Genomic DNA, 24,384 nt, shown 5'->3' on the forward strand with positions numbered 1-24,384 from the left:
CGGAAGGCGGGCACGTCGTGCAATGCTTCTTCCATGGCCGGGTCGCTGAGCTTGAACCACTGTTGCATGAAGTGGATGCGCAGCAGCGTCTGCACCGCAAAGGGCTGCTGGCCACGGCGGCCACTCTCGGGCGCGTGGGGCTCGATCAGCGAAACCAGCTCGCCCCAGGGAACCACCAGTTCCATCGCATCAAGGAACTCGCGCTTGCGGGTCCGCTTGATGGTGTTGCCCAGGCCCAGGCTGCTTTGCTTCATGCGCGTATTGTCTCGGCTTCAGGATTGCGCACGCACATCCCGATGGGATTCGTGCAGAGAATCCCTAACGGTATTTATTTGGGCAACAGGGCATACGTGCAGTATTTACTGGGCAAGCCTCAGCAGGCCGAGGATGATTTCTGCGCTGCGCTACAAATCCCCGAAGGAGGCGATCGAGATTTGTACGAGGCTACGCTCAAAGACCTGGATATACACCCTATTCCTGAAGACCAGGGCATGCGGAAACTGGTGGAGCGGGCATGGACGAATTACCAAGGCAAGCGCGTCAGTCCTCGCGGTGTGACGTGATACTGCGGATTCCAGGCAGGTGCTCACTGTCAGCGCCTCAGCATGAAAAATGAAAAGCTCGCCCGCCCGGCAAAAGCGCACACTGATTTGGATGGGTTTTCCACCGCCGTGAAACTGTTGCGCCATCCGAGCCCGAACAGTTTCCTGTTCGGGCTCTTTCATTGACAAAGCGCTGAATGCTTACTTCTTCTGCGGCGGCACATCCGTGCAGGAGCCGTGCGCGATCTCCGCCGCCATGCCGATGCTCTCGCCCAGCGTGGGATGGGGATGGATGGTCTTGCCGATATCCACCGCGTCCGCGCCCATCTCGATCGCCAGGGCGATCTCGCCGATCATGTCGCCGGCATGGGTGCCCACGATGCCGCCGCCCAGGATCTTGCCGTGGCCATGGGCCTCGGGCGAATCGTCGAACAGCAGCTTGGTCACGCCCTCGTCGCGGCCGTTGGCGATGGCGCGGCCCGAGGCCGTCCAGGGGAACAGGCCCTTCTTGACCTTGATGCCCTGGGCCTTGGCCTGGTCTTCCGTCAGGCCCACCCAGGCCACCTCGGGGTCGGTGTAGGCGACGCTCGGGATCACGCGGGCATTGAAGGCGGCGGAGGCCAGTTCCTTGTTGCCCTGCAGTTCGCCCGCGATCACCTCGGCCGCCACGTGCGCCTCGTGCACCGCCTTGTGCGCCAGCATGGGCTGGCCCACGATGTCGCCGATGGCGAAGATGTGCGGCACGTTGGTGCGCATCTGGATGTCGACGTTGATGAAGCCCCGGTCCGTCACGGCCACGCCGGCCTTCTCGGCGGCGATCTTCCTGCCGTTGGGGGTACGGCCCACGGCCTGCAGCACGAGGTCGTAGACCTGCGGCTCGGGGGCCGTGCCGCCCTCTTCCGCGGCGGCGAAGCTGACCTTGATGCCTTCCGGCGTGGCTTCGGCGCCCACGGTCTTGGTCTTCAACATGATGTTGTCGAAGCGCTTGGCGTTCATCTTCTGCCAGATCTTGACGAGGTCGCGATCGGCGCCCTGCATCAGGCCGTCCATCATCTCCACCACATCGAGGCGCGCGCCCAGCGTGGAATAGACGGTGCCCATCTCCAGGCCGATGATGCCGCCGCCCAGGATCAGCATGCGCTTGGGGACCTCCTTCAGCGCCAGGGCACCGGTGGAATCGACCACGCGCGGATCGTCGGGCATGAACGGCAGGCGCACGGCCTGCGAGCCGGCGGCGATGATGGCGCGCTGGAAGGCCACGACCTTCTTCGCGCCGGTCTTCTCCTGGCCGGTGGTGCCGGTGGTCTCCTCCACCTCCAGGTGGTGGGCACCGACGAACTGGCCGACACCGCGCACGGTGGTCACCTTGCGCATCTTGGCCATGGCGGCCAGGCCGCCGGTCAGCTTGGAGATGACCTTTTCCTTGTGGCCGCGCAGGGTATCGATGTTCACCTGCGGGGCACCGAAGTCGATGCCGGCCGCCTTCAGGTGGCTCACCTCGTCGATCACCGCCGCCACGTGCAGCAGCGCCTTGGACGGGATGCAGCCCACGTTCAGGCACACGCCGCCCAGGGTGGCGTAGCGCTCGACGATGACGACCTTCAGGCCCAGGTCGGCCGCGCGGAAGGCGGCCGAGTAGCCGCCGGGGCCGCCGCCCAGCACGAGCACGTCGCACTCCAGGTCGGCGTTGCCGCCGAAGCTCGCCGCCTCGATCCGGGGCGCCGCCTGCGCGGGCGCCGCAGGGGCGGGAGCCGCACCGGCCGCGGGTGCGGCAGGCGCAGGGGCCGGCGCGGCCGCCGCGCCGGAAGCCTCCAGCGTGAGCACCACCGAGCCTTCGGCCACCTTGTCGCCGATCTTCACCTTCACCTCTTTGACCACGCCCGCGTGGCTCGACGGAATCTCCATCGATGCCTTGTCGGATTCGACGGTGATGAGGCTCTGCTCCACCTTCACGGTGTCGCCGGGCTTCACCAGCACTTCGATCACGCCCACTTCGGCGAAGTCGCCGATGTCGGGAACCTTGATGTCCATGATTGCCATGTTCCGGTTCCTTTGCTTACAGCAGCACGCGGCGGAAGTCGCCCAGGATCTGGCCCAGGTACGCGTTGAAGCGCGCGGCGGCGGCCCCGTCGATGACGCGATGGTCCCAGGTCAGCGACAGCGGCAGCATCAGGCGCGGCTGGAAGGCCTTGCCGTCCCACACGGGCTCCATCTGGCTCTTGCAGACGCCCAGGATGGCGACTTCCGGCGCGTTGATGATGGGCGTGAAGTAGCGGCCACCGATGCCGCCCAGGCTGGAGATGGTGAACGTGGCGCCGCTCATGTCGGCCGGACCGAGCTTGCCGTCGCGGGCCTTCTTGGCGAGTTCGCCCATTTCCTGGCTGATCTGCAGCACGCCCTTCTTGTCGGCGTCCTTGATCACGGGCACCACCAGGCCGTTGGGCGTGTCGGCCGCGAAGCCGATGTGGTAGTACTGCTTATAGACCAGCGCATCGCCGTCGAGCGAGCTGTTGAACTCGGGGAACTTCTTGAGCGCGGCCACCGAGGCCTTGATCAGGAAGGCCAGCATGGTGACCTTGACGCCGCTCTTCTCGTTTTCCTTGTTGGTCGAGACGCGGAAGGCCTCCAGGTCGGTGATGTCGGCGTCGTCGTGGTTGGTGACGGCCGGGATCACGATGGCGTTGCGCGTCAGGTTGGCACCGCTGATCTTCTTGATGCGGCCCAGTTCCTTGCGCTCGATGGGGCCGAACTTGGCGAAGTCCACCTTCGGCCAGGGCAGCAGGTCCAGGCCCACGCCCGAGCCGCCACCACCGGCGGGCGCCTTGGCGGCCTGTGCCTGGGTCTGCACGGCACCGGCCATCACCTGCCGGGTGAAGCCCTGCACGTCGTCCTGGGTGATGCGGCCCTTGGGGCCCGTGCCCTTGATCTCTTCGAGCGGCACGCCGAGTTCGCGGGCGAACTTGCGCACGGAGGGGCTGGCATGCGGCAGGCCGGCGGTGGGCGTGCCGGGCTGGTGCGCAGGCATGGCGGCGGGGGCCGCCGCAGGGGCCGGTGCAGAAGCGGCAGCAGGCGCAGCCTGGGCGGCAGGGGCCGCGGCCTGTGTGGGGGCTGCCGCTGCGGGGGCCGGCGCGGAGGCGCCCGCGGCGCCCTCCAGCAGGGCCACGAGGTCGCCCACGTTGACCTTGTCGCCGATCTTCACCTTCAGCTCCTTCACCACGCCGGCGGCGGGCGACGGGATCTCCATCGAGGCTTTGTCGGACTCGACGGTGAAGAGCGATTGCTCGACCTTCACCGTGTCGCCCGGCTTCACGAGCAACTCGATGACGGCCACGTCCTTGAAGTCGCCGATGTCGGGCACGCGCACTTCGAGCGGGCCGGCGGGGGCGGCTGCCGGCGCCGGCGCCGGCGCAGCAGCTTCAGTTTTGATAGCAGAAGATGCAGGCGCGGCGGCGACCTGGGAGCCCTGGGGCTCGGACTTCTGCTCCGGGGCGACCTCGCCGGCCGTTTCCAGCACGACGATGGCGGAGCCCTCGCTCACCTTGTCGCCGATCTTGACCTTGATCTCCTTAACCACGCCAGCGTGGCTGGAGGGGATCTCCATGGAAGCCTTGTCGGATTCCACGGTGATGAGCGACTGCTCGGCCTTCACCGTGTCGCCCGGCTTCACGAGCAGCTCGATCACGCCGACGGTGTCGAAATCCCCGATGTCCGGGACCTTGATGTCTATCAGTGCCATGTTGTTGTCTCCGGTGGGGTCAGGCGTGCAGCGGGTTCACCTTGTCGGCCTGGATGCCGTACTTCTGGATGGCCTCGGCCACCGTCTTCGCGGGCAGCGTGCCGTCCTCGGCCAGGGCCTTGAGCGCGGCCACCACGATGTAGTGGCGGTCCACCTCGAAGTGCTCGCGCAGCTTGCGGCGGAAATCGCTGCGGCCGAAGCCGTCGGTGCCCAGCACCTTGTAGGTGCGGCCCTTGGGGATGTAGGGGCGGATCTGCTCGGTGTAGGCCTTCATGTAGTCGGTGGATGCCACCACGGGGCCCTCGGTCTTGGCGAGCTGCTGTTCCACGAAGGACACGCGCGGCGTCTCCGTGGGGTGCAGCAGGTTCCAGCGGTCGGCCTCCTGGCCGTCGCGGGTCAGCTCGTTGAAGCTCGGGCAGCTCCACACGGAGGCGGCCACGCCCCAGTCCTTCTCCAGCAGCTCCTGGGCGAAGAACGATTCGCGCAGGATGGTGCCGCTGCCCAGCAGCTGCACCGCCGGGGCGCCCTTCTTGAGCGCCGGGGCTTGCTTGCAGAGGTACATGCCCTTGAGGATCTGCTCCTCGGTGCCGGGCTGCAGGCCGGGCATGGCGTAGTTCTCGTTGAGCAGGGTGAGGTAGTAGAAGACGTTCTCCTGGCGCTCGACCATGCGCTTCAGGCCCTCGTGCATGATCACCGCCACTTCGTGCGCGAAGGTGGGGTCGTAGCTCACGCAGTTGGGGATGGTGTTGGCCAGGATGTGGCTGTGGCCGTCCTCGTGCTGCAGGCCCTCGCCGTTGAGCGTGGTGCGGCCCGAGGTGCCGCCCAGCAGGAAGCCGCGCGCCTGCATGTCGCCGGCCGCCCAGGCCAGGTCGCCGATGCGCTGGAAGCCGAACATCGAGTAGTACACGTAGAACGGCACCATGATGCGGTTGTTCGTGCTGTACGACGTGGCGGCCGCGATCCAGCTCGACATGCCGCCGGCCTCGTTGATGCCTTCCTGCAGGATCTGGCCGGCCTTGTCTTCCTTGTAGTACATGACCTGGTCTTTATCGACCGGGGTGTACTGCTGGCCATGCGGGTTGTAGATGCCGACCTGGCGGAACAGGCCTTCCATGCCGAAGGTGCGTGCCTCGTCCACCAGGATGGGCACCACGCGCGGCCCCAGGGCCTGGTCGCGCAGCAGCTGCGTGAGGAAGCGCACATAGGCCTGCGTGGTGGAGATCTCGCGGCCCTCGGGCGTGGGCTCCAGGATGGCCTTGAAGGTGTCCAGCGTGGGCACGGTGAAGCTCTCGTCGGCCTTGGTGCGGCGGTGCGGCAGGTAGCCGCCCAGGGCCTTGCGGCGCTCGTGCAGGTACTTCATCTCCGGGGTGTCGTCGGCCGGCTTGTAGAACGGCAGGTCGGCGATCTGGCTGTCGGGGATCGGGATGTTGAAGCGGTCGCGGAAGGCCTTGATGTCCTCGTCGCCGAGCTTTTTGGTCTGGTGGACGGTGTTCTTGCCCTCGCCGATCTTGCCCATGCCGAAGCCCTTGACGGTCTTGACGAGCAGCACCGTGGGCTGGCCCTTGTGGGTGTTGGCGGCGGCGAAGGCGGCATACACCTTCTGCGAGTCGTGGCCGCCGCGGCGCAGGTTCCAGATCTCGTCGTCGCTCATGTGCTCGACCATCTTGAGCGTGCGCGGGTCGCGGCCGAAGAAGTGCTTGCGCACGTAGGCGCCGTCATTGGCCTTGAACGACTGGTAGTCGCCGTCGTTGCACTCCATCATGATCTTGCGCAGCGCGCCGTCCTTGTCGCGCGCGAGCAGGCCGTCCCAGCCCTTGCCCCACAGCAGCTTGATGACGTTCCAGCCGGAGCCGCGGAACTCGCCCTCCAGCTCCTGAATGATCTTGCCGTTGCCGCGCACCGGGCCGTCCAGGCGCTGCAGGTTGCAGTTGATGACGAAGACCAGGTTGTCGAGGTTCTCGCGCGCGGCCAGGCCGATGGCGCCCAGCGACTCCACCTCGTCCATCTCGCCGTCGCCGCAGAACACCCAGACCTTGCGATTCTCGGTGTTGGCGATGCCGCGGGCGTGCAGGTACTTGAGGAAGCGCGCCTGGTAGATCGCCATCAGCGGCCCCAGGCCCATCGACACCGTGGGGAACTGCCAGAACTCGGGCATCAGCTTGGGGTGGGGATAGCTGGAGAGGCCCTTGCCGTCCACTTCCTGGCGGAAATTGAGCAGCTGCTCTTCGGTCAGGCGGCCTTCGAGGTAGGCGCGGGCGTAGATGCCCGGGGAGACGTGGCCCTGCACGTAGATCAGGTCGCCGCCGTGGTTCTCGCTCTCGGCGTGCCAGAAGTGGTTGAAGCCGGCGCCGAACATGTTGGCCAGCGATGCGAAGGAGCCGATGTGGCCGCCCAGGTCGCCGCCCTCGGGCGGATGGTGGCGGTTGGCCTTGACCACCATCGCCATGGCGTTCCAGCGCATGTAGGCGCGCAGGCGGCCTTCGATTTCGAGGTTGCCGGGGCAGCGCGCCTCCTGGCTGGTCTCGATGGTGTTCACGTAGCCGGTGTTGGCCGAGAACGGCATGTCGATGCTGCTCTGGCGGGCATGCTCCAGCAACTGCTCCAGCAGGAAGTGGGCCCGTTCAGCGCCCTCGCGGTCGATCACGGCCGACAGCGCATCCATCCACTCGCGGGTTTCCTGCTGGTCGGTGTCGGGGGTGGGCGAAGCGGTTTTTCCGGCCTGAGGGTCGGTCTGAGCGGTCATGCCTGTCTCCTTTTTGAGTCGCTGGCGTTGGGGATAAATCCAGTCGAGTTTCGCACACTTTTTCGGCATTTCAAATGGCGCCCAACAACACCACAATATGAAAAAATGCTGCAACCGCACATAGGCCCGGCAAAGGGCTAACGAGGCCACCAGGGCCCTCCCCTACACTCGCGGCATGGACCACCCCTCCCCCGCGCCCGCCGTTGCCGCGGAGCCTTCCGTGGTGATCGCGCCCGCCCGCTGGTGGCGCACCTGGTGGCGCAGCCTCTCGCCCACCCGGCAGGACCGCTTCGCGGCCCTGGCCCCGCTCGCCGCCGTGCTGATGTTCCTCGCCGCCATCATGGCGGCGTTCTGGTACCTGCGCGCCGAGGAGGCCGAGCGCGAACAGGAGGCCCTGCGGCGCGACGTGGAGTACGCCCAGCAGCGGGTGCGCCTGCGCCTGCTGGAGCGGCAGGAGCAGATCATGCGTGTCGCACGCGATCTCTCGAACCAGGACCTGGAGCGCACCGACTTCGTCTCCCGCGCGGAAGGGCTCATCAGCCAGTACCCCGAGCTGCAGGCCATCACCTGGATCGACGATCGCCGCCGCATCCGCGCCAGCCACGCGGCGCCCACCGTGCCCAGCGGCCAGTTGCGCGTGGCCGGCGAGGTGCTCAAGAGCGGCGACACGGCCGACACCTTCGGCATCGCGCGCGACCTGCAGCAGCCCGTCTATGCGCAGCCGCTCGCCAGCCCGGGCGACGGCGAGGCCACGCCGCTGCTGCAATTGCAGGTGCCGCTGGTGGCGCAGGGCCGCTTCACGGGCGTGGTGCTGGCCGAATACTCGGTGGACAGCCTGCTGCGCTACGGCACGCCCACCGAGGTGCTGGCGCGCTACGCGGTCACCATGCTGGACGGCAAGGAGCAACTGCTGGCCGGCACGCCGCTCGCCCCCCGGGGCCGGACCTCCGACCTGCTGCCCTGGGCCGCGCGCCCGAACCAGTACGAGGTGTTCGTCTCGCCCGTGGGCAACGGCCTCGTGCTGCGCGCGCAGGCCTATCGCACCTCGCTCGGCGTGGTGGGCAGCGGCCTGTTCTGGCTGGTGGGCACCCTCAGCGCCATGACGGCCTGGATGCTCATCGCCAACTGGCGCCACACGCGGCGGCGCCTGCGCACCCAGGAAGCGCTCGTGGCCGAGACCAACTTCCGCCGCGCGATGGAGAACTCCATGGTCACCGGCATGCGCGCGCTCGACATGAACGGCCGCATGACGTACGTGAACGCGGCCTTCTGCCAGATGACCGGCTGGAGCGCCGAGGAGCTGATCGGCCAGTCGCCGCCCTACACCTACTGGCCCGAGAACGAGCACGAGGCCCTGCACGCCAAGCTGCGCGACGAGCTGAGCGGCAAGCAGACCGTGGGCGGCTTCCAGGTGCGGGTCCGGCGCAGGAACGGCTCCCTGTTCGACGCGCGCCTCTATGTCTCGCCCCTCATCGACGCCCACGGCCAGCAGACCGGCTGGATGACCTCGATGACCGACATCACCGAGCCCAACCGCGTGCGCGAGCAGCTCACCGCCTCGCACGAGCGCTTCACCATCGTGCTGGAATCGCTCGATGCCTCGGTCTCGGTGGCGCCGCTGGGCAGCGAGGAGCTGCTCTTCGCCAACAAGCTCTACCGCCAGTGGTTCGGCTCGCAGACCGGCGGCCACCTGCAGCTCGTCGCCCAGGCCGGCGTGCTGCCCGCCAGCCCCCCCAGCTCGGGCAGCATGGACGACGAGGACGCGCTCATGGGCCTGCCCACCGACTCCCTCACCGACGCGCGCTCCGAGAACGCCGAGATCTACCTGCCCGACCTCGGCAAGTGGCTGGAGGTGCGCTCGCGCTACCTCAACTGGGTGGACGGGCGCCTCGCGCAGATGGTGATCGCCACCGACATCACCCCGCGCCGCCAGGCCGAGGAACAGGCCGCCCGGCAGGCCGAGCGCGCGCAGTCGGTGAGCCGCCTCATCACCATGGGCGAGATGGCCTCCAGCGTGGCGCACGAGCTCAACCAGCCGCTCACCGCCATCAGCAACTACTGCAGCGGCATGGTCTCGCGCATCAAGAGCCAGCAGATCACCGAGGAGGCGCTGCTCTCCGCGCTGGAGAAGACGGCCCACCAGGCCCAGCGCGCCGGCCAGATCATCCAGCGCATCCGCGCCTTCGTGAAAAAGAGCGAGCCCAACCGCACCCTGGCCGACGTGCAGAGCATGGTGAGCGAGGCGGTGGAACTGGCCGACATCGAACTGCGCCGCAACAACGTGCGCCTGACCCACTACGTGGCCGCGCGCCTGCCGCCCGTGATGGCCGACACCATCCTCATCGAGCAGGTGCTCATCAACCTGATGAAGAACGGCGCCGAATCGATCCAGAACGCCGCCCGCCCGCCCGCCCGCCGCAGCGTGGAGCTGCGCGTCGTGCCCCGCCAGCTCGAAGGGCGGGACGGCATCGAGTTCGCCGTGCAGGACACCGGCCGGGGGCTGGCGCCCGAGGTGCTGGAACACCTCTTCGAGGCCTTCTTCTCCACCAAGCAGGAGGGCATGGGCATCGGCCTCAACCTGTGCCGCAGCATCGTGGAGTCGCACCAGGGCCGGATGCAGGCGGAGAACCTCTACAATGGTCCGGAGGTCACCGGATGCCGCTTCTCCTTCTGGCTTCCGCTTGCCCAGCCTACGGATGACACTACCAATTCTGTAGCAAAAGCATCTATCCCAAGGACTCCCGCATGAGCTTGATCCCCAAAAAAGGCACCGTCTATGTCGTGGATGACGACGAGGCGGTCCGAGATTCGCTGCAATGGCTTCTGGAGGGCAAGGATTACCGCGTCCGCTGCTTCGATTCCGCCGAGTCCTTCCTCTCGCGCTACGACCCGCGCGAGGTGGCCTGCCTGATCGTGGACATCCGCATGGGCGGCATGTCGGGGCTGGAGCTGCAGGACCGGCTCCTGGAGCGCAAGTCCCCCCTGCCCGTGGTCTTCATCACGGGCCACGGCGACGTGCCGATGGCCGTGAACACCATGAAGAAGGGCGCGCTCGACTTCATCCAGAAGCCCTTCAACGAGGAAGAACTCGTCAGCCTCGTAGACCGCATGCTCGACCGCGCCCGCGAATCCTTCGCCGGCCACCAGCAGGCCGCCAGCCGCGACGCCCTGCTCTCCAAGCTCACCGGGCGCGAGGCCCAGGTGCTCGAGCGCATCGTCGCCGGCCGCCTCAACAAGCAGATCGCCGACGACCTGGGCATCAGCATCAAGACCGTGGAGGCGCACCGCGCCAACATCATGGAAAAGCTCAACGCCAACACCGTGGCCGACCTGCTCAAGATCGCCCTGGGCCAGAACGCCCCGAAAGCCTGATCGCTATCATTTCAGTAGCTGCCAACCCAGGCGATACGCCGACATGGCGGCTGTTTCATTCACAAACCCTTCTCACGCAGCCTTTTTCCGCCCCATGACCGCCCAACTGATCGACGGCAACGCCCTCTCCCGCCAACTCCGCGCCGACGTCTCGCGCCGCGCCGCCCTCCTGCGGGAACGCGGCACCACGCCGGGGCTGGCCGTGGTGCTCGTGGGCGACAACCCGGCGAGCCAGGTGTACGTGCGCAACAAGGTCAAGGCCTGCGAGGAAAGCGGCCTGCACTCGGTGCTGGAGAAATACGACGCCGCGATGACCGAGGCCGAGCTGCTCGCCCGCGTGGAAGCCCTCAACCAGGACCCGGCCATCCACGGCATCCTGGTGCAGCTGCCCCTGCCCGCGCACATCGACGCCACGCGCGTGATCGAGGCCATCTCGCCCGCCAAGGACGTGGACGGCTTCCACATCGCCAGCGCCGGCGCGCTCATGACCGGCACCGCGGGCTTCTGGCCCTGCACGCCCTACGGCTGCATGAAGATGCTCGAATCCATCGGCTACGACCTCAAGGGCAAGCACGCCGTGGTCATCGGCCGCAGCAACATCGTGGGCAAGCCCATGGCGCTGATGCTGCTGCAGAAGAACGCCACCGTCACGATCTGCCACAGCGCCACGCAGGACCTCAAGGCCCAGACGCTGCAGGCCGACGTGATCGTCGCCGCCGTGGGCAAGCGCAACGTGCTCACGGCCGACATGGTCAAGCCCGGCGCGGTCGTCATCGACGTGGGCATGAACCGCAACGACGAGGGCAAGCTCTGCGGCGACGTCGATTTCGACGGCGTGCGGCAGGTCGCCGGCCACATCACGCCCGTGCCCGGCGGCGTGGGCCCGATGACCATCACCATGCTGCTCGTCAACACCCTCGAAGCGGCCGAGCGCGCCACGGGCTGATCGATATCGATACAGTCGGGCTATCGAAGAGATTGCGCACGCCGCTTGAACCCTATCATTCCGCCGCCATCTGAACGCGCATGAGCAATCCCCTCCTCGACTTCCAAGACCTCCCCCTGTTCGACCGCATCGCGCCCGCCCACGTGGCGCCAGCGGTGGACACCCTGTTGGAACGCGCGAACGCCGCGCTGGAGACCGTCACCGCGCCCGGATTCCCCGCGCGCTGGGATGCCATCGCCAAGGTGCTGGACGTCGCCACCGAGGAGCTGGGCCGTGCCTGGGGCGCCGTGAGCCACCTCAACAGCGTGGCCGACACGCCCGAGCTGCGCGCCGCCTACAACGAGGCCCTGCCCCGCGTGACCGAGTTCTGGACGCGCCTGGGCGCCGACGAGCGGCTCTACGCCAAGTACAAGGCCATCGATCCGGCCACGCTCAATGCCGAGCAGCTCCAGGCCTGGAAGAACGCCGTGCGCAATTTCGTGCTCTCCGGCGCGGAGTTGCAGGGCGCGGCCCGGGAGCGCTTCGCCCAGATCCAGGAGCGCCAGGCCGAGCTGTCGCAGAAGTTCAGCGAGAACGCGCTGGATGCGACGGACGCCTTCGCCTACTACGCCCGCGAGGACGAACTCGACGGCCTGCCGGGCGACGTGAAGCAGGCCGCGCGCTCCGCCGCCCAGGCCGAGGGCCGGGAAGGCTTCAAGCTCACGCTCAAGATGCCGTGCTACCTGCCGGTGATGCAGTTCGCGAGCAGTTCCGCCCTGCGCGAGATGCTCTACCGCGCCTACGTCACCCGCGCCTCCGACCAAGCCGAAGGCGACGCCCGCCGCTTCGACAACACGCAACTCGTCCGCGAGATCCTCGCGCTGCGCCAGGAAGAGGCCCGGCTGCTGGGCTATTCCAGCTTCGGTGAGGTCTCCGTGGTGGCCAAGATGGCCGAGTCGCCCCGGGAGGTCATCGACTTCCTGCGCGACCTCGCCCGCCGCGCCCGGCCCTACGCCGAAAAGGACGTGGCCGATCTGCGCGCCTTCGCGGCCGAGCACCTGGGCCTGTCCGACCCGCAGTCCTGGGACTGGCCCTACATCTCCGAAAAGCTCAAGGAAGCGCGCTACGCCTTCAGCGAGCAGGAGGTCAAGCAGTACTTCACGGCGCCCAAGGTGCTGGCCGGGCTCTTCAAGATCGTCGAGACGCTGTTCGACGTCGCCATCCGCCGCGACGCGGCTCCGGCCTGGAATCCCGCCGTGGAGTTCTACCGCATCGAGCGCGGCACCGAGCTCGTCGGCCAGTTCTACCTGGACCAGCCCGCGCGCACCGGCAAGCGCGGCGGGGCCTGGATGGACGACGTGCGCACGCGCTGGCTGCGCCCCGACACCGGCCGCCTGCAGACGCCCGTGGCCCACCTCGTGTGCAACTTCGCCGATGGCGTCGATGGCAAGCCACCGCTGCTCACGCACGACGACGTGATCACCCTCTTCCACGAATTCGGCCATGGCCTGCACCACATGCTCACGCAGGTCAACGAGCGCGACGTCTCGGGCATCAGCGGCGTCGAATGGGACGCCGTGGAGCTGCCCAGCCAGTTCATGGAGAACTTCTGCTGGGAATGGGACGTGCTGCGGCACATGACGGCGCACGTGGACACCGGCGCCCCCCTGCCCCGCGAGCTGTTCGACAAGATGATCGCCGCCAAGAACTTCCAGAGCGGCATGGGCACGCTGCGGCAGATCGAGTTCGCGCTCTTCGACATGCTGCTGCACACCGAACATGACCCCGCGCGGGACTTCATGCCCCTGCTCGACCAGGTCCGCCAGGAAGTCGCCGTGCTGCAGCCGCCGGCCTTCAGCCGCAGCGCGCACACCTTCAGCCACATCTTCGCGGGGGGATACGCCGCCGGCTACTACAGCTACAAGTGGGCCGAAGTGCTCAGCGCCGATGCCTACGCCGCCTTCGAGGAAACCGCCGGCGCCGACGGCCAGCCCAGTGCCGAAACCGGGCGGCGCTACCGCCAGGCCATCCTGGAAGCCGGCGGCAGCCGGCCGGCCATGGAATCGTTCAAGGCCTTCCGCGGACGGGCGCCGACCCTCGACGCCCTGCTGCGCCACCAGGGCATGTCCCAGCCTACCGCCTGAGCCGGTACAGGGCGGCCGCCATCCCCACTCCGTCATCCATGCCAGGAGACCATCGCATGAAGCCCACCCCCATCGCCGCCGCCCACCTCGCCGCGGCGCTGTGCCTGGCCGGGGCCGCGGCCCTGCCGGCCGGTGCCCAGACCGTCTATCGCATTGTCGGCCCTGACGGCAAGGTCACGTTCTCCGACCGCGCGCCCGACACCAAGACGGCCCCCGCGCAGGTCGGCGGCACCCAGGGCTCCAGCGGCCCGGCCCTGCCCTATGAACTGCAGCAGATCGTGAACCGCTTTCCCGTCACGCTCTACACCAGCAACGACTGCGCGCCGTGCACCAGCGCCCGCAACCTGCTGACGGGCCGCGGCGTTCCCTTCACCGAGCGCACCGTCAGCACCAATGAGGACATCGAGGCGCTGCAGCGGCTGAACGGCTCCGCCAGCCTGCCGTTCGGCACCATCGGCTCGCAGCAGCTCAGCGGATTCTCCGACGCCGAGTGGACGCAGTACCTGGATGCCGCCGGCTACCCCAAGCAGTCGCAATTGCCGCCCGGATACCGCCGGCCGGCGGCCGCGCCCCTGGTGGCCGCCAAGCCCGTGGCACCGGCTCCCGCGCCATCCGCCGCGCCGCGGGCCGCGCCCGCAAGACCCGCGCCGGCTCCCGCTCCATCGCCCAGCAATCCGGCCGGTATCCAGTTCTGATACAGCGCGGCGCCCTCCACCGGGGGCGCCATGGAATGCGGGCTCAATAGCGGAGGGTGCGCACACCCTCCGGCGCCCCGATCAGGGCCACGTGGGCCTTCTGGTGCGCGAAGACGCCCACCGTCACCACGCCCGGCCACTGGTTCACCTCCGATTCGAATGCCAGGGGATCGGTGATCGAGAGCCCGCGCACGTCGAGGATGTGCTGCTGGTTGTCGGTGACCAGCGGATGGCCCTGGGCATCGCGGCGCAGCGTGGCTTCGCCCCCCTGGGCCGCGAAACGGCGTGCGATCTGCTGCGCCGCCATCGGGATCACCTCCACGGGCAGCGGAAAGCGGCCCAGCGCCTCCACGAGCTTGGATGCATCGGCGATGCAGACGAACTGCCGCGCCAGCGCCGCCACGATCTTCTCGCGCGTGAGGGCCGCACCGCCGCCCTTGACCATGTGGCCGCGCCCGTCGATCTCATCCGCCCCGTCGATGTACACCGACAGCGACTCGACCTCGTTCGCATCGAACACCTTGATGCCCAGTGCCTGCAGGCGCTGCGTGCTGGCCTCCGAGCTGGAGACCGCGCCGCGGATCTTGTCCTTCATCCCGCCCAGCGCCTGGATGAACTGGTTGACCGTGGAGCCCGTGCCCACCCCCACGATGTCGCCCGGCACCACGTATTGCAGCGCGGCCCGGCCGACCAGGGCCTTGAGTTCGTCTTGGGAGAGGAGGGAAGAAGTGGTCATGGGAGAGAATCGGAGTGAATCCCGAATTATCCCCATGTCCCTGATTCCCTACGCCCTCACCCGCCCGTTTCTCTTCGGCATGGACGCCGAAGCCGCCCACGAATTCACCATGGACATGCTGGCGCGCGGCCAGCGCACGCCACTGCAGTGGGCCTGGTGCAGCGAAACCGTGTCCGACCCGATCGAACTGGCCGGGCTCGCGTTCCCCAACCGCGTCGGCCTGGCCGCCGGGCTCGACAAGAACGCCCGCTGCATCGATGCGCTGGGCGCGATGGGCTTCGGCTTCGTCGAAGTCGGCACGGTGACGCCCAAGGCCCAGCCCGGGAACCCCAAGCCGCGCATGTTCCGGCTGCCCGAGGCGCGCGCCCTCATCAACCGGCTGGGCTTCAACAATGAAGGCCTGGACGCCTTCCTGCACAACGTGCAGCAGTCGCGCCTGCGGGGCCAACCCCGCGAGCAGCGGATGCTGCTGGGCCTGAACATCGGCAAGAACGCCGCCACGCCCATCGAGAACGCAACCAGCGACTACCTCCTGTGCCTGGACGGCGTGTACCCGCATGCCGACTACGTCACGGTGAACATCAGCTCTCCGAACACGCAGAACCTGCGGGCCCTGCAAAGCGACGCGGCCCTGGATGGCCTGCTGGGCGCCATCGCCGAGCGGCGCGAGGCCCTGGCGGACCGGCAGGGCCGCCGCGTGCCGGTCTTCGTGAAGATCGCCCCCGACCTGGACGAGGAACAGGTTTCCGTGATTGCCGCGACCCTCCAGCGCCACGGCATGGACGGCGTCATCGCCACCAATACGACCATCTCGCGCGATGCCGTCCAAGGCCTGCGCCACGCGCAAGAAACCGGGGGCCTCAGCGGTGCGCCGGTGCTGGAAGCCAGCAACCGGGTGATCCGCCAACTGCGGCAGGCCCTGGGCACGGGCTTTCCCATCATCGGCGTGGGTGGCATCCTCAGCGCCCAGGACGCGGTCAGCAAGATCCAGGCGGGCGCGGATGTGGTCCAGATCTATACGGGGCTGATCTACCAGGGGCCGGCCCTGGTCAGCCAGGCCGCGCGGGTGATCCGCGCCCTGCGCTGACCCCAGCCTTCCAAGCCCCTGCGAAAAAGGCTCCCGAAGGAGCCTTATCCGATGCCGAACGCGCAGTCCGTCAGCGCCTCATCTTCATCACAAGCGGCATCAGCATGCCCACCCACCGGATGATGCGCGAAGGCCCCGCCGCCACGGCCACCCCGGCCGCCACCACCACCGCGATCGGATGCTGGCGCGCAAACCACAGGAGGCGCGCCGACCACGGAGCATCCGGATCGCCCGGTGCGGAGCCGTCTTCGCGGGCCTGCGCCCGAAGTTGCGCCGCCTGCGCGTGCGCGGCCCGGCGGCTTCGCACCCGCTCGCGCTGCACGGCGATGCGGTCCAGGATTCTCTGCTGCTCAAGTGTCGGGACGATATGCGGCCCAGTGGCCGGAAGGCCGGGCTTGCGAGGAGACGTTGGAGGGTGGGCCATGGTGGGCTCAAAGCCTTTCCTTGATCTGGCGCCAGTCCTCGCCCAACTCGCGGCGGGTGAGAACGAACGCATTGCCGGCCTGGCGAGCCGTGGTGATGAGGCTCATCAGGGCGACTGCCCAGAGGGCCAGCCATGCCCCCGCCACGATCCAGGCCACCATCGCGCGATGGGGGGAATCCCAGAAATGCACCAGCACGGCCATGGACAGCAGCACCAGGGCCACGACGGTCAACCCCCCCACCGCCACGACCAGCACGACGATGCGCGCCAGCCTGCGTTTCTCTTCGGCCCATTCGAGGCGCGCAAGATCCCATCGGTCTTCGGCGGCGATGGCACTTTCGATGGCGGCCGCGCGCATGCGCGCGAACCAGCCCTCCAATCCCAGCAGCGCCAACCAATTCATGCGAGCCTTTCGTGTCGTTGTAGTGTGCTTCAGCCTCCCCTCCCTATCTTGCGGATGCCGCAGAGGGAGGCTGAATGGGCCGGCTCAGCGGCGGGCCAGCAGGAAGCCCACGAGCGCGCCGGCGGCCAGCGCGGCCGTGGCCACACGCCAGGGCTCATCGTGGGCATAGCGGTCTGCGGCGCGCGCAGCTTCCTTGGCTTGATAGGCGGCCTCCTGGGCCGCACGAACCGCGGAATCTCTCACCGTGTGGATGCCTTCGTCCAGGCGTTTGCGCAGCTGGCGGATTTCAGGAACGCTGTCCAGATCCTTGCTGGCGAGCAGTCCGCGCAGATCGGTGACCAGCTTTTCGAGTTCTTGTTGCGCGTTGGAGAGAGGTTCGGATGCAGAGGTCATAAAACAAGCCTTTCATAGCAAGGAACAAAGGTAATCTGCCGCCTGCGCACCCACTGTAGGCGGATGTCCCATATTACCGGCATGGGCTTCGGCATGGCGGATGACCATGCAAACGGCCAGTGCAAGCACCTGCGCCACGGTCACGTTTTCAATGCGTCCTTGACGCTTTCGGCGATGGCCAGCGCGCTCGTGAGCCCTGGCGACTCGATGCCGAACAGATGCACCAGGCCGGCGATACCGTGCACGGCCGGCCCATGGATGGCGAAGTCGGCCGCGGGCTCCTGGGGGCCATGGATCTTCGGGCGGATGCCCGCATAAGCCGGCTGCAATGCACCATCGCGCAGCGCGGGCCAATACTTGCGCACTTCCGCATAGAACGCGGCGCCCCGCGCTTCGTCCACGGCGAGATCGGACGGATCGTCCACCCATTGCACATCGGGGCCGAATTTGGCCTGCCCGCCCAGGTCCAGGGTCAGATGGACCCCCAGCCCTGCCGCTTCCGGCACGGGGTACACCAGCCGGGAAAATGGCGCCTTGCCCGACAGCGAGAAGTACTGGCCCTTGGCGAACCAGGCCCTCGGGAGCGCCGCGTATTCCGCACCCCTGAACCGGCGCGCCAGGTCCAGCGCCTCCAGCCCCGCCGCATTGACGACGCAGCGCGCCTGCAGCCGCGTGCCGTCCATTGCTTCCAAAAAGATAGCGCCCTGCGTATATTCCGCGGCGACAAGGGAGGTATTGAGCGCCACGATGCCGCCCGCATGCTCCAGATCGCCCTGCAGCGCCAGCATCAGCGCATGGCTGTCGACGATGCCCGTGCCAGGAGAGAGCAACGCGGCCACGCACTCCAGCGCGGGCTCCAGGCCAAGGGCCTCCGCGCGCGACAGGCGCTGCAGGTCGTGCACGCCATTGGCGCGCGCCCGTGCCTCGATGCCCTCCAGTGCCCCGACCTGCCCCGCAGACGTCGCCACGATGAGCTTGCCGCAGCGGCGATGCGGCACGCCACGGGCCTCGCAGTACGCATACAGCATCTCCTTGCCCTGGACACACAGCCGGGCCTTCAGCGAACCCTCGGGGTAGTAGATGCCCGCATGGATCACTTCGCTGTTGCGGGAGCTGGTGCCGGTGCCGATGGCAGACGCGGACTCCACCACCAGAACCTCGCGCCCCTCCAGCGCCAGCGCGCGCGCCACCGCCAGCCCCACCACGCCCGCGCCGATGACGACGCACTCCACGGAATCGCTCATGCCGGAACGCCTCCTGCGCTTGCCTCTGTAGCGCCCTGCTCGAAGCCTTCGAGCACGTTGACGGCATTCACGCCGAGTTCCGCGGCAGCGTATCCCCCCTCCAGCACGAACACCGTCGGCAGGCCGAGGCGGGACAGGCGCGCACCCATCCGGAGGAAATCGGCCGATGCCAGCGTGAAGCGGGAGATGGGATCACCCTCGAACGTGTCGAGCCCGAGGGACACCACCAGCGCCTGCGCGCCACACGCCCCGATCCGCGCGCAGGCGGCATCGAGCGCAGCGCCCCACGCCGGAAAATCCGTTCCGGCGGGCAGCGGCAGATTGAGGTTGAAGCCCACTCCCTCGCCTTTGCCGGTCTCGTCGGCATGCCCCAGGTAGAACGGGTATTCGGTGCGCGGATCGCCATGGATGCTGATGAACATCACGTCCGAGCGCTCGTAGAAGATGCTCTGCGTGCCATTGCCATGGTGGTAGTCCACGTCCAGCACCGCCACGCGCGTGGCTGTGCCGCGGTCCAGCAGCAGTTGCGCCGCCACCGCCGCGTTGTTGAGAAAGCAATAGCCGCCCATGAAATCCGGGCCGGCATGGTGGCCCGGGGGACGGGTGCTGCAGAACGCGGCCCTTGCGCCCGCAGCCACCGCGGCAGCAGCGCTTGCGGCCGCATCCGCACCGGCCTTCACGGCTGCCCAGGTGCCTTCCGCCATGGGCGTTCCGTTGTCCATGGAATAGAGCCCCAGGCGTGCGGTGAAATTGTCAGGCTCCACATCGTCGCGCAGCGTGCGGACCGGCCAGACCGAGGGAAAAGGCTGCAGATGCGCATTGGCATGGTCCAGGGCCACCCACTGCTGCCAGGCACTTTGCAGGAACGACAGGTAGCGTGGCGCGTGGACACGGGCGAGCAACGGAGCGCTGTCGACATCCGGATCGCGCAGATCATGGCCCTGCTGCTTCAACCGCGCTTCGACGTAGTCGGCGCGGTCAGGCTTCTCGAAGCACGGCACGCGCTCCCCCCGGAAGAATTCATGCGCGGGGGCGTGCGAGCGATGCAGGGGGTTGTGGAAGACGATCATGGGGCCGGCAGATGGACAAGGGAAAAGCCGATTGTGGCCGAGCCCCATGCCCGGAAGCGGGCCCATTTCCACGGCCCAACCGAAAAGCCGATACCAAAGACAAAAGCCCTTGCAGGCAGAACCTGCAAGGGCTGTGTTGGTGGGTGATACATGGATCGAACATGTGACCCCTGCCGTGTGAAGGCAGTGCTCTACCGCTGAGCTAATCACCCTCAAGAAATGCTTTTATCGGAAAGCATCTCTCAAGAACATGGTGGGTGATACATGGATCGAACATGTGACCCCTGCCGTGTGAAGGCAGTGCTCTACCGCTGAGCTAATCACCCATGTCGTTGTTGCGACAGCCTATGATTATGGCACAGCTTTTCAGCCGGCCAGAGAGTTTTTCCAAATAGTTTTCCCGCCGCTGGCCTTGTCGATCTGGGCCAGGACATCCTCGTGGGCCGCCAGCTCCTGTTCGCTGGGCACAAGCACGGGCAGCGTGAACGCGGACAAATCCACGGACGCCATCCGCGCTGTGCCGCCCTCTCCCTCCTGCGCGTCGTCGGAGATGAGCAGCGCATCCTGGCCACGGGTGAGGTTGATGTACACATCGGCCAGCAGTTCGGCATCGAGCAACGCGCCGTGCAGCGTGCGGCCCGAGTTGTCCACCTCCAGCCGGTCGCACAGCGCATCGAGCGAATTGCGCTTGCCGGGGTACATCTCCTTGGCCATCGCCAGGGTGTCGGTCACGCTGGCAACCCAGGTCTTGAACGGCGCCCGGCCGGTCAGCTCCAGTTCCTTGTTCAGGAAGCCCACGTCGAACGCGGCGTTGTGGATGATGATCTCGGCGCCCTGCAGGTACTGCAGGATGTCTTCCACCACTTCCGCGAACTTGGGTTTGTCCTTCAGGAACTCGTTGCTGATGCCGTGCACCTTGAGGGCATCCTCATGGCTGTCGCGCTCAGGATTGAAGTAGAGGTGCAGGTTGTTGCCGGTCAGCTTGCGGTTCAGCAGCTCGACGCAGCCGAGTTCGATGATGCGGTCCCCGCCTTCGGCCGACAGGCCGGTGGTTTCGGTATCGAGAACGATCTGGCGCGTCATGCCCCGCTCCAACGGTGCGATCCACACACGCGCTCAGCGCCGCCGGCGAGGGCATTGCGGCACCCTCGGCTTTTCATGTCCTGGCGCATCAGTGGTTCTCCTTGGCGTGGTTGATCGTGTACTTGGGGATCTCGACGGTCACATCGCTCTGCGCGAGGATCGCCTGGCACGACAGTCGCGACTGGGGCTCCAGCCCCCACGCGCGGTCGAGGAGATCCTCTTCCTCTTCCTCCGCCTCGTTGAGCGACTCGTAGCCCTTCCGCACGATCACATGGCAGGTGGTGCATGCGCAGCTCATGTCGCACGCATGTTCGATCTTGATGCCGTTGTCCAGCAAGGCCTCGCAGATCGAAGTACCCACAGGCACCGTGACCTCGGTGCCGGCTGGACAGTATTCGGGATGGGGCAGGATCTTGATGACTGGCATGGGGTCGGCTTGCTTCAAAAGGGATGTCGGGATCAAAGGCTCTGCACGTTCTTGCCGGCCAGGGCCTGCTGGATACCGCGGTTCATGCGCCGGGCCGCGAAGGCTTCCGTCCCCTTGGCAAGGGCGTCGGTGGCGGCCTCGATGGTCGCGGCCTCTTCCTGTTCCCGCGCACCGCGCAGGGCCCGCATCAGCGCATCGATGGCGGCCCGTTCCTCGGGCTCCAACACGTCTGCGTCCGCCTCCAGCGCAGTCTGGGTCGCCATGAGCATGCGGTCGGCATCGACACGCGCCTCCACCACGGCACGGGCACGCATGTCCTCGGCCGCAGTGGCAAAGCCTTCCTGGAGCATGCGGGTGATCTGCTCGTCGGACAGACCGTAGGAGGGTTTCACATCGATGCGCGCCTCAACGCCCGTGCTCTGCTCGCGGGCACCGACACTGAGCAATCCATCCGCGTCCACCGTGAACGTCACCCGGATGCGCGCGGCACCGGCCGCCATGGGTGGGATGCCGCGCAACTCGAACCGGGCCAGGCTGCGGCAGTCGGCGACCAGGTCGCGCTCGCCCTGGACCACGTGGATGGCAAGAGCGGTCTGTCCGTCCTTGTAGGTGGTGAAATCCTGCGCCTTGGCGGAAGGAATGGTCTCGTTGCGCGAGATGATGCGCTCCACGAGCCCTCCCATGGTCTCGATCCCCAGGGAAAGCGGAATCACGTCCAGCAGCAGCATGTCCCCTTCCGGGTCGTTTCCGGCGAGCTGATTGGCCTGGATGGCGGCACCCAGCGCCACCACCTCGTCCGGGTTCAGGTTGTTCAAGGGGGAAGTGCCGAAGAACTCGGCCACGGCGCGCTGGATTTGCGGCATGCGGGTCGAGCCCCCCACCATCACCACCCCCTTCACATCGTCACGCGACAAACGGGCATCGCGCAGGGCGCGCTTGACCGCCGCCATGGACCGGGCCGTCAGCGCCGCGGTTTCCGACTCGAACGCTTCCCGCGCCACGTCCAGGCGCACATCGGCGCCCGCGATAGGGGCCGCAAACACCGCCTGCTCCGCTCCGGTCAGCGCCTCTTTGCAGGCACGCGCCGCCATGCGCGCCGCGGCCTTGTCCTGCGCGGAATGGGCCACCACGCCCAGGCGCTGCAGCGCCCATTCGGCCAGGGCCGCATCGTAGTCGTCGCCACCCAGCGCCGAATCTCCGCCTGTTGCGATGACTTCGAAAACCCCCCGGGTCAGGCGCAGAATCGAAATGTCGAACGTGCCTCCCCCCAGGTCGTACACCGCGTAGACGCCCTCGCTCGCGTTGTCGAGGCCGTAGGCGATGGCTGCCGCCGTCGGCTCGTTGATGAGCCGCAGCAGATTCAACCCCGCCAGGCGCGCGGCATCTTTGGTGGCCTGCCGCTGCGCGTCATCGAAGTAAGCGGGAACGGTGATCACTACGCCGTAGAGGTCGTCATTGAAGGTGTCTTCGGCCCGGTAACGCAGCGTCGCCAGGATCTCCGCGCTCACCTCGACCGGGGACTTCGCTCCGTCCACGGTCTGCAACGCCACCATGCCTTCCCCTTCGGCGGGCAGGAATGCATAGGGGAGCCGCTCGGGATGGTCGATATCCTTCAGGCCACGCCCCATGAACCGCTTGACGGAGGCCAGGGTGTTCGCCGCGTCCTGCGCCTGCGATGCCAGCGCCTCATGGCCGATCTGCCGGCGGCCCTGCGGCAGGTAGCGCACCACGGAGGGCAACAGAATCCGCCCAGCGTCGTCGGGCAGGCATTCCGGCATGCCATTGCGCACCGCGGCGACCAGCGAGTGCGTGGTGCCCAGGTCGATCCCGACGGCGATCCGCCGCTGGTGGGGATCGGGAGACTGGCCGGGTTCGGAAATCTGCAAAAGCGCCATGATCGTCGTCGTGGATGGAAACGGAACGCCATCGGCCCACAGGGAGCCCATGGCTCTCGTTCCCTCACAGGAAAAAAGAATCAGAAAGAAAGCGGAACAGCCGCGCGGAACCCGCTATTGTCCCAGCAGCTCGCGACGGCGCTCTATGTCCATGACAAAGCGCTCAATGAACATGAGGCTTCTGACCACGCCAACCGCCGCCACGGGGTCTTGCCGCACATCGAGCAAATCGCCGCAGCCCTCCAGCATCTCCCTGCGGGTGGCTTGGACCTCTTGATCCAGGCGATCGATCGCGCCTTCACCATCCGCATCGTCAAGCGCCTCGCGCCATTCCATCTGCTGCATCAGGAACGCTGCCGGCATGGCTGTGTTGTCTTCCGCCTGAATGGGAACGCCCTGCAGTTCGCAGAGATAGGCAGCCCGGCGGAGTGGGTCCTTGAGGCGCTGATAGGCTTCATTGATGCGCACAGACCATTGCATGGCCGTGCGCTGGGCGGCAGGCCCTTGCGCCGCGAAGCGATCGGGATGGGCCTCGCGCTGCAGGGCCTTCCATCGGGCATCGATCGCGGCCCGGTCCTGGGCAAAGCGGCGCGGCAGGTCAAAGAGTTCGAAGTCGTCGGATTGCAGATTCATGTCAAGAAAAAACCGCCAGCACACATGCGATGGCGGTTCCTCGTTGGCAACCGGAGGAGTCCGGTCGGATGGCCAGCAACGGCATGGGCATCAGACGCGGAAGCTCTCTCCACAGCCGCAGCGGTCACGCTCATTGGGGTTGTTGAAACGGAAGCCCTCGTTCAGGCCTTCGCGCACGAAATCCAACTGCGTACCATCGATGTAGGCCAGGCTCTTGGGATCGATGAGCACCTTCACGCCGTGGTCCTCGAAAATCACATCCTCGGGCTCCGGCGCGTCCACGTACTCGAGCTTGTAGGCCAGGCCGGAGCAGCCCGTGGTCTTCACCCCCAGGCGCACCCCCAGGCCCTTGCCCCTGCGGGTAAGGTATCGACTGACGTGCCGCGCGGCGGCTTCCGTGAGCGTGATCGCCATGTATGTCTATCTCAGACGCTCGCGAGCGCAGCGTGCTTGGCCTTGTAATCCTGTACGGCGGCCTTGATCGCATCCTCCGCGAGGATCGAGCAATGGATCTTGACCGGGGGCAGAGCCAGCTCCTGCGCGATGTCCGCGTTCTTGAGCGAGGCGGCTTCATCAAGCGTCTTGCCCTTGACCCATTCCGTCACCAGGGACGACGAGGCAATGGCCGAGCCACACCCGTAGGTCTTGAAGCGTGCGTCCTCGATCACACCCGTCTCCGGATTCACCTTGATCTGCAGCTTCATCACATCGCCGCATGCCGGGGCGCCCACCATGCCGGTGCCGACGGAATCGTCACCCTTGTCGAAAGAGCCCACATTGCGCGGATTCTCGTAATGGTCGATGACCTTGTCCGAATAAGCCATGATTTCCT

General features: G+C 67.1%; 24 protein-coding genes and 2 tRNA genes. 8 read left to right on the forward strand and 18 right to left on the reverse strand.

Going from position 1 to position 24,384, the window contains the following annotated elements; all coding sequences use genetic code 11:
- Positions 1 to 254, reverse strand: a 254-nt coding sequence (locus tag AX018_RS10415) for a transposase (protein WP_146749282.1), incomplete at its 3' end; no start/stop codon positions are given.
- Positions 255 to 296: 42 nt separating this feature from the next.
- Here AX018_RS10415 and AX018_RS24750 point away from each other — a divergent pair.
- Together AX018_RS24750 and AX018_RS25915 are read left to right on the forward strand one after the other, a co-directional pair.
- On the forward strand, positions 297 to 563 hold the full coding sequence (locus tag AX018_RS24750) for a hypothetical protein (RefSeq protein ID WP_146749283.1): 267 nt from the start codon (positions 297 to 299) through the stop codon (positions 561 to 563).
- 42 nt (positions 564 to 605) lie between these two features.
- Positions 606 to 728 carry a hypothetical protein gene (locus AX018_RS25915; RefSeq protein WP_281269550.1) on the forward strand — a complete coding sequence of 41 codons (123 nt, stop codon included), beginning with the start codon at positions 606 to 608 and terminating at the stop codon, positions 726 to 728.
- Positions 729 to 743: 15 nt separating this feature from the next.
- Here AX018_RS25915 and lpdA read toward each other — a convergent pair whose 3' ends face one another.
- The 3 genes from lpdA to aceE are packed head-to-tail and all read right to left on the reverse strand — an operon-like array spanning position 744 to position 7,021.
- Entirely contained in the window at positions 744 to 2,582 is a 1,839-nt protein-coding gene (gene lpdA, locus AX018_RS10425) for a dihydrolipoyl dehydrogenase (RefSeq protein ID WP_111877223.1), read from the reverse strand.
- 16 nt (positions 2,583 to 2,598) lie between these two features.
- Positions 2,599 to 4,278 (reverse strand): dihydrolipoyllysine-residue acetyltransferase, encoded by a 1,680-nt coding sequence (gene aceF, locus AX018_RS10430; protein ID WP_111877224.1) that lies wholly within the window; start codon positions 4,276 to 4,278, stop codon positions 2,599 to 2,601.
- 19 nt (positions 4,279 to 4,297) lie between these two features.
- Complete coding sequence (aceE, locus tag AX018_RS10435) at positions 4,298 to 7,021, reverse strand: pyruvate dehydrogenase (acetyl-transferring), homodimeric type (RefSeq protein ID WP_111877225.1); 2,724 nt, start codon at positions 7,019 to 7,021, stop codon at positions 4,298 to 4,300.
- Between the two features lie 175 nt (positions 7,022 to 7,196).
- Here aceE and AX018_RS10440 point away from each other — a divergent pair, with 175 nt between their 5' ends.
- The 5 genes from AX018_RS10440 (at position 7,197) to AX018_RS10460 (ending at position 14,157) form a co-directional block, all read left to right on the forward strand.
- A complete protein-coding gene (locus AX018_RS10440; RefSeq protein WP_111877226.1) occupies positions 7,197 to 9,770 on the forward strand; it encodes a PAS domain-containing sensor histidine kinase in 2,574 nt (857 codons plus the stop codon).
- Positions 9,767 to 10,393 (forward strand): response regulator transcription factor, encoded by a 627-nt coding sequence (locus AX018_RS10445; protein ID WP_111877227.1) that lies wholly within the window; start codon positions 9,767 to 9,769, stop codon positions 10,391 to 10,393. Before AX018_RS10440 ends, AX018_RS10445 begins: the two co-directional genes overlap by 4 nt.
- 94 nt (positions 10,394 to 10,487) lie before the next feature.
- Entirely contained in the window at positions 10,488 to 11,339 is an 852-nt protein-coding gene (gene folD / locus AX018_RS10450) for a bifunctional methylenetetrahydrofolate dehydrogenase/methenyltetrahydrofolate cyclohydrolase FolD (RefSeq protein WP_111877228.1), read from the forward strand.
- A gap of 80 nt (positions 11,340 to 11,419) precedes the next feature.
- Positions 11,420 to 13,462 (forward strand): M3 family metallopeptidase, encoded by a 2,043-nt coding sequence (locus tag AX018_RS10455; RefSeq protein ID WP_111877229.1) that lies wholly within the window; start codon positions 11,420 to 11,422, stop codon positions 13,460 to 13,462.
- Positions 13,463 to 13,518: 56 nt separating this feature from the next.
- A complete protein-coding gene (locus AX018_RS10460) occupies positions 13,519 to 14,157 on the forward strand; it encodes a glutaredoxin family protein (RefSeq protein ID WP_111877230.1) in 639 nt (212 codons plus the stop codon).
- 43 nt (positions 14,158 to 14,200) lie between these two features.
- Here the strand turns inward: AX018_RS10460 and rpiA are convergent, their stop codons facing one another.
- Positions 14,201 to 14,893, reverse strand: a complete 693-nt coding sequence (gene rpiA / locus AX018_RS10465; RefSeq protein WP_111877231.1) for a ribose-5-phosphate isomerase RpiA — start codon at positions 14,891 to 14,893, stop codon at positions 14,201 to 14,203.
- A gap of 34 nt (positions 14,894 to 14,927) precedes the next feature.
- Here rpiA and AX018_RS10470 point away from each other — a divergent pair, with 34 nt between their 5' ends.
- On the forward strand, positions 14,928 to 15,980 hold the full coding sequence (locus AX018_RS10470) for a quinone-dependent dihydroorotate dehydrogenase (protein WP_111877232.1): 1,053 nt from the start codon (positions 14,928 to 14,930) through the stop codon (positions 15,978 to 15,980).
- 70 nt (positions 15,981 to 16,050) lie between these two features.
- Here AX018_RS10470 and AX018_RS10475 read toward each other — a convergent pair whose 3' ends face one another.
- From AX018_RS10475 to iscU, 13 genes are all read right to left on the reverse strand, one after another.
- On the reverse strand, positions 16,051 to 16,404 hold the full coding sequence (locus AX018_RS10475) for a hypothetical protein (protein ID WP_111877233.1): 354 nt from the start codon (positions 16,402 to 16,404) through the stop codon (positions 16,051 to 16,053).
- A gap of 7 nt (positions 16,405 to 16,411) precedes the next feature.
- Entirely contained in the window at positions 16,412 to 16,807 is a 396-nt protein-coding gene (locus AX018_RS10480; protein WP_111877234.1) for a phage holin family protein, read from the reverse strand.
- Positions 16,808 to 16,891: 84 nt separating this feature from the next.
- Complete coding sequence (locus AX018_RS10485; protein ID WP_111877235.1) at positions 16,892 to 17,200, reverse strand: ElaB/YgaM/YqjD family protein; 309 nt, start codon at positions 17,198 to 17,200, stop codon at positions 16,892 to 16,894.
- A 140-nt stretch (positions 17,201 to 17,340) separates the two neighbouring features.
- The gene (locus AX018_RS10490; RefSeq protein ID WP_111877236.1) at positions 17,341 to 18,444 is read right to left on the reverse strand and encodes an NAD(P)/FAD-dependent oxidoreductase; all 1,104 of its coding nucleotides are present in this window, start codon (positions 18,442 to 18,444) and stop codon (positions 17,341 to 17,343) included.
- Positions 18,441 to 19,514, reverse strand: a complete 1,074-nt coding sequence (locus AX018_RS10495; RefSeq protein WP_111877237.1) for a histone deacetylase family protein — start codon at positions 19,512 to 19,514, stop codon at positions 18,441 to 18,443. The genes AX018_RS10490 and AX018_RS10495 overlap by 4 nt, the downstream gene beginning before the upstream one ends.
- A 137-nt stretch (positions 19,515 to 19,651) precedes the next feature.
- Positions 19,652 to 19,726, reverse strand: a tRNA-Val gene (locus tag AX018_RS10500).
- 39 nt (positions 19,727 to 19,765) lie between these two features.
- Positions 19,766 to 19,840: transfer RNA gene (locus AX018_RS10505), tRNA-Val, on the reverse strand.
- Between the two features lie 40 nt (positions 19,841 to 19,880).
- Entirely contained in the window at positions 19,881 to 20,597 is a 717-nt protein-coding gene (gene dnaQ, locus AX018_RS10510) for a DNA polymerase III subunit epsilon (protein ID WP_111877238.1), read from the reverse strand.
- A gap of 88 nt (positions 20,598 to 20,685) precedes the next feature.
- Positions 20,686 to 21,024: an ISC system 2Fe-2S type ferredoxin gene (fdx, locus tag AX018_RS10515; RefSeq protein WP_111877239.1), complete on the reverse strand. Its 339-nt coding sequence runs from the start codon at positions 21,022 to 21,024 to the stop codon at positions 20,686 to 20,688.
- Positions 21,025 to 21,056: 32 nt separating this feature from the next.
- Complete coding sequence (hscA, locus tag AX018_RS10520; RefSeq protein WP_111877294.1) at positions 21,057 to 22,919, reverse strand: Fe-S protein assembly chaperone HscA; 1,863 nt, start codon at positions 22,917 to 22,919, stop codon at positions 21,057 to 21,059.
- Between the two features lie 114 nt (positions 22,920 to 23,033).
- Positions 23,034 to 23,552 carry a Fe-S protein assembly co-chaperone HscB gene (gene hscB / locus AX018_RS10525; protein ID WP_111877240.1) on the reverse strand — a complete coding sequence of 173 codons (519 nt, stop codon included), beginning with the start codon at positions 23,550 to 23,552 and terminating at the stop codon, positions 23,034 to 23,036.
- Between the two features lie 90 nt (positions 23,553 to 23,642).
- Positions 23,643 to 23,966, reverse strand: coding sequence for an iron-sulfur cluster assembly protein IscA (iscA, locus tag AX018_RS10530; RefSeq protein ID WP_111877241.1), 324 nt, complete (start codon positions 23,964 to 23,966; stop codon positions 23,643 to 23,645).
- A gap of 11 nt (positions 23,967 to 23,977) precedes the next feature.
- On the reverse strand, positions 23,978 to 24,376 hold the full coding sequence (gene iscU, locus AX018_RS10535) for a Fe-S cluster assembly scaffold IscU (protein WP_111877242.1): 399 nt from the start codon (positions 24,374 to 24,376) through the stop codon (positions 23,978 to 23,980).
- Positions 24,377 to 24,384 lie beyond the last annotated feature (8 nt).

This window comes from Paracidovorax anthurii, assembly GCF_003269065.1.
GTDB lineage: Bacteria > Pseudomonadota > Gammaproteobacteria > Burkholderiales > Burkholderiaceae_C > Paracidovorax > Paracidovorax anthurii.

What these genes read in the sequence shown, in the direction of transcription:
- AX018_RS24750 (WP_146749283.1), top strand. Translation starts at nt 297, where the DNA reads ATGGGATTCGTGCAGAGAATCCCTAACGGTATTTATTTGGGCAACAGG.
- AX018_RS25915 (WP_281269550.1), top strand. Translation starts at nt 606, where the DNA reads ATGAAAAATGAAAAGCTCGCCCGCCCGGCAAAAGCGCACACTGATTTG.
- lpdA (WP_111877223.1), bottom strand. Translation starts at nt 2,582, where the DNA reads ATGGCAATCATGGACATCAAGGTTCCCGACATCGGCGACTTCGCCGAA.
- aceF (WP_111877224.1), bottom strand. Translation starts at nt 4,278, where the DNA reads ATGGCACTGATAGACATCAAGGTCCCGGACATCGGGGATTTCGACACC.
- aceE (WP_111877225.1), bottom strand. Translation starts at nt 7,021, where the DNA reads ATGACCGCTCAGACCGACCCTCAGGCCGGAAAAACCGCTTCGCCCACC.
- AX018_RS10440 (WP_111877226.1), top strand. Translation starts at nt 7,197, where the DNA reads ATGGACCACCCCTCCCCCGCGCCCGCCGTTGCCGCGGAGCCTTCCGTG.
- AX018_RS10445 (WP_111877227.1), top strand. Translation starts at nt 9,767, where the DNA reads ATGAGCTTGATCCCCAAAAAAGGCACCGTCTATGTCGTGGATGACGAC.
- folD (WP_111877228.1), top strand. Translation starts at nt 10,488, where the DNA reads ATGACCGCCCAACTGATCGACGGCAACGCCCTCTCCCGCCAACTCCGC.
- AX018_RS10455 (WP_111877229.1), top strand. Translation starts at nt 11,420, where the DNA reads ATGAGCAATCCCCTCCTCGACTTCCAAGACCTCCCCCTGTTCGACCGC.
- AX018_RS10460 (WP_111877230.1), top strand. Translation starts at nt 13,519, where the DNA reads ATGAAGCCCACCCCCATCGCCGCCGCCCACCTCGCCGCGGCGCTGTGC.
- rpiA (WP_111877231.1), bottom strand. Translation starts at nt 14,893, where the DNA reads ATGACCACTTCTTCCCTCCTCTCCCAAGACGAACTCAAGGCCCTGGTC.
- AX018_RS10470 (WP_111877232.1), top strand. Translation starts at nt 14,928, where the DNA reads ATGTCCCTGATTCCCTACGCCCTCACCCGCCCGTTTCTCTTCGGCATG.
- AX018_RS10475 (WP_111877233.1), bottom strand. Translation starts at nt 16,404, where the DNA reads ATGGCCCACCCTCCAACGTCTCCTCGCAAGCCCGGCCTTCCGGCCACT.
- AX018_RS10480 (WP_111877234.1), bottom strand. Translation starts at nt 16,807, where the DNA reads ATGAATTGGTTGGCGCTGCTGGGATTGGAGGGCTGGTTCGCGCGCATG.
- AX018_RS10485 (WP_111877235.1), bottom strand. Translation starts at nt 17,200, where the DNA reads ATGACCTCTGCATCCGAACCTCTCTCCAACGCGCAACAAGAACTCGAA.
- AX018_RS10490 (WP_111877236.1), bottom strand. Translation starts at nt 18,444, where the DNA reads ATGAGCGATTCCGTGGAGTGCGTCGTCATCGGCGCGGGCGTGGTGGGG.
- AX018_RS10495 (WP_111877237.1), bottom strand. Translation starts at nt 19,514, where the DNA reads ATGATCGTCTTCCACAACCCCCTGCATCGCTCGCACGCCCCCGCGCAT.
- dnaQ (WP_111877238.1), bottom strand. Translation starts at nt 20,597, where the DNA reads ATGACGCGCCAGATCGTTCTCGATACCGAAACCACCGGCCTGTCGGCC.
- fdx (WP_111877239.1), bottom strand. Translation starts at nt 21,024, where the DNA reads ATGCCAGTCATCAAGATCCTGCCCCATCCCGAATACTGTCCAGCCGGC.
- hscA (WP_111877294.1), bottom strand. Translation starts at nt 22,919, where the DNA reads ATGGCGCTTTTGCAGATTTCCGAACCCGGCCAGTCTCCCGATCCCCAC.
- hscB (WP_111877240.1), bottom strand. Translation starts at nt 23,552, where the DNA reads ATGAATCTGCAATCCGACGACTTCGAACTCTTTGACCTGCCGCGCCGC.
- iscA (WP_111877241.1), bottom strand. Translation starts at nt 23,966, where the DNA reads ATGGCGATCACGCTCACGGAAGCCGCCGCGCGGCACGTCAGTCGATAC.
- iscU (WP_111877242.1), bottom strand. Translation starts at nt 24,376, where the DNA reads ATGGCTTATTCGGACAAGGTCATCGACCATTACGAGAATCCGCGCAAT.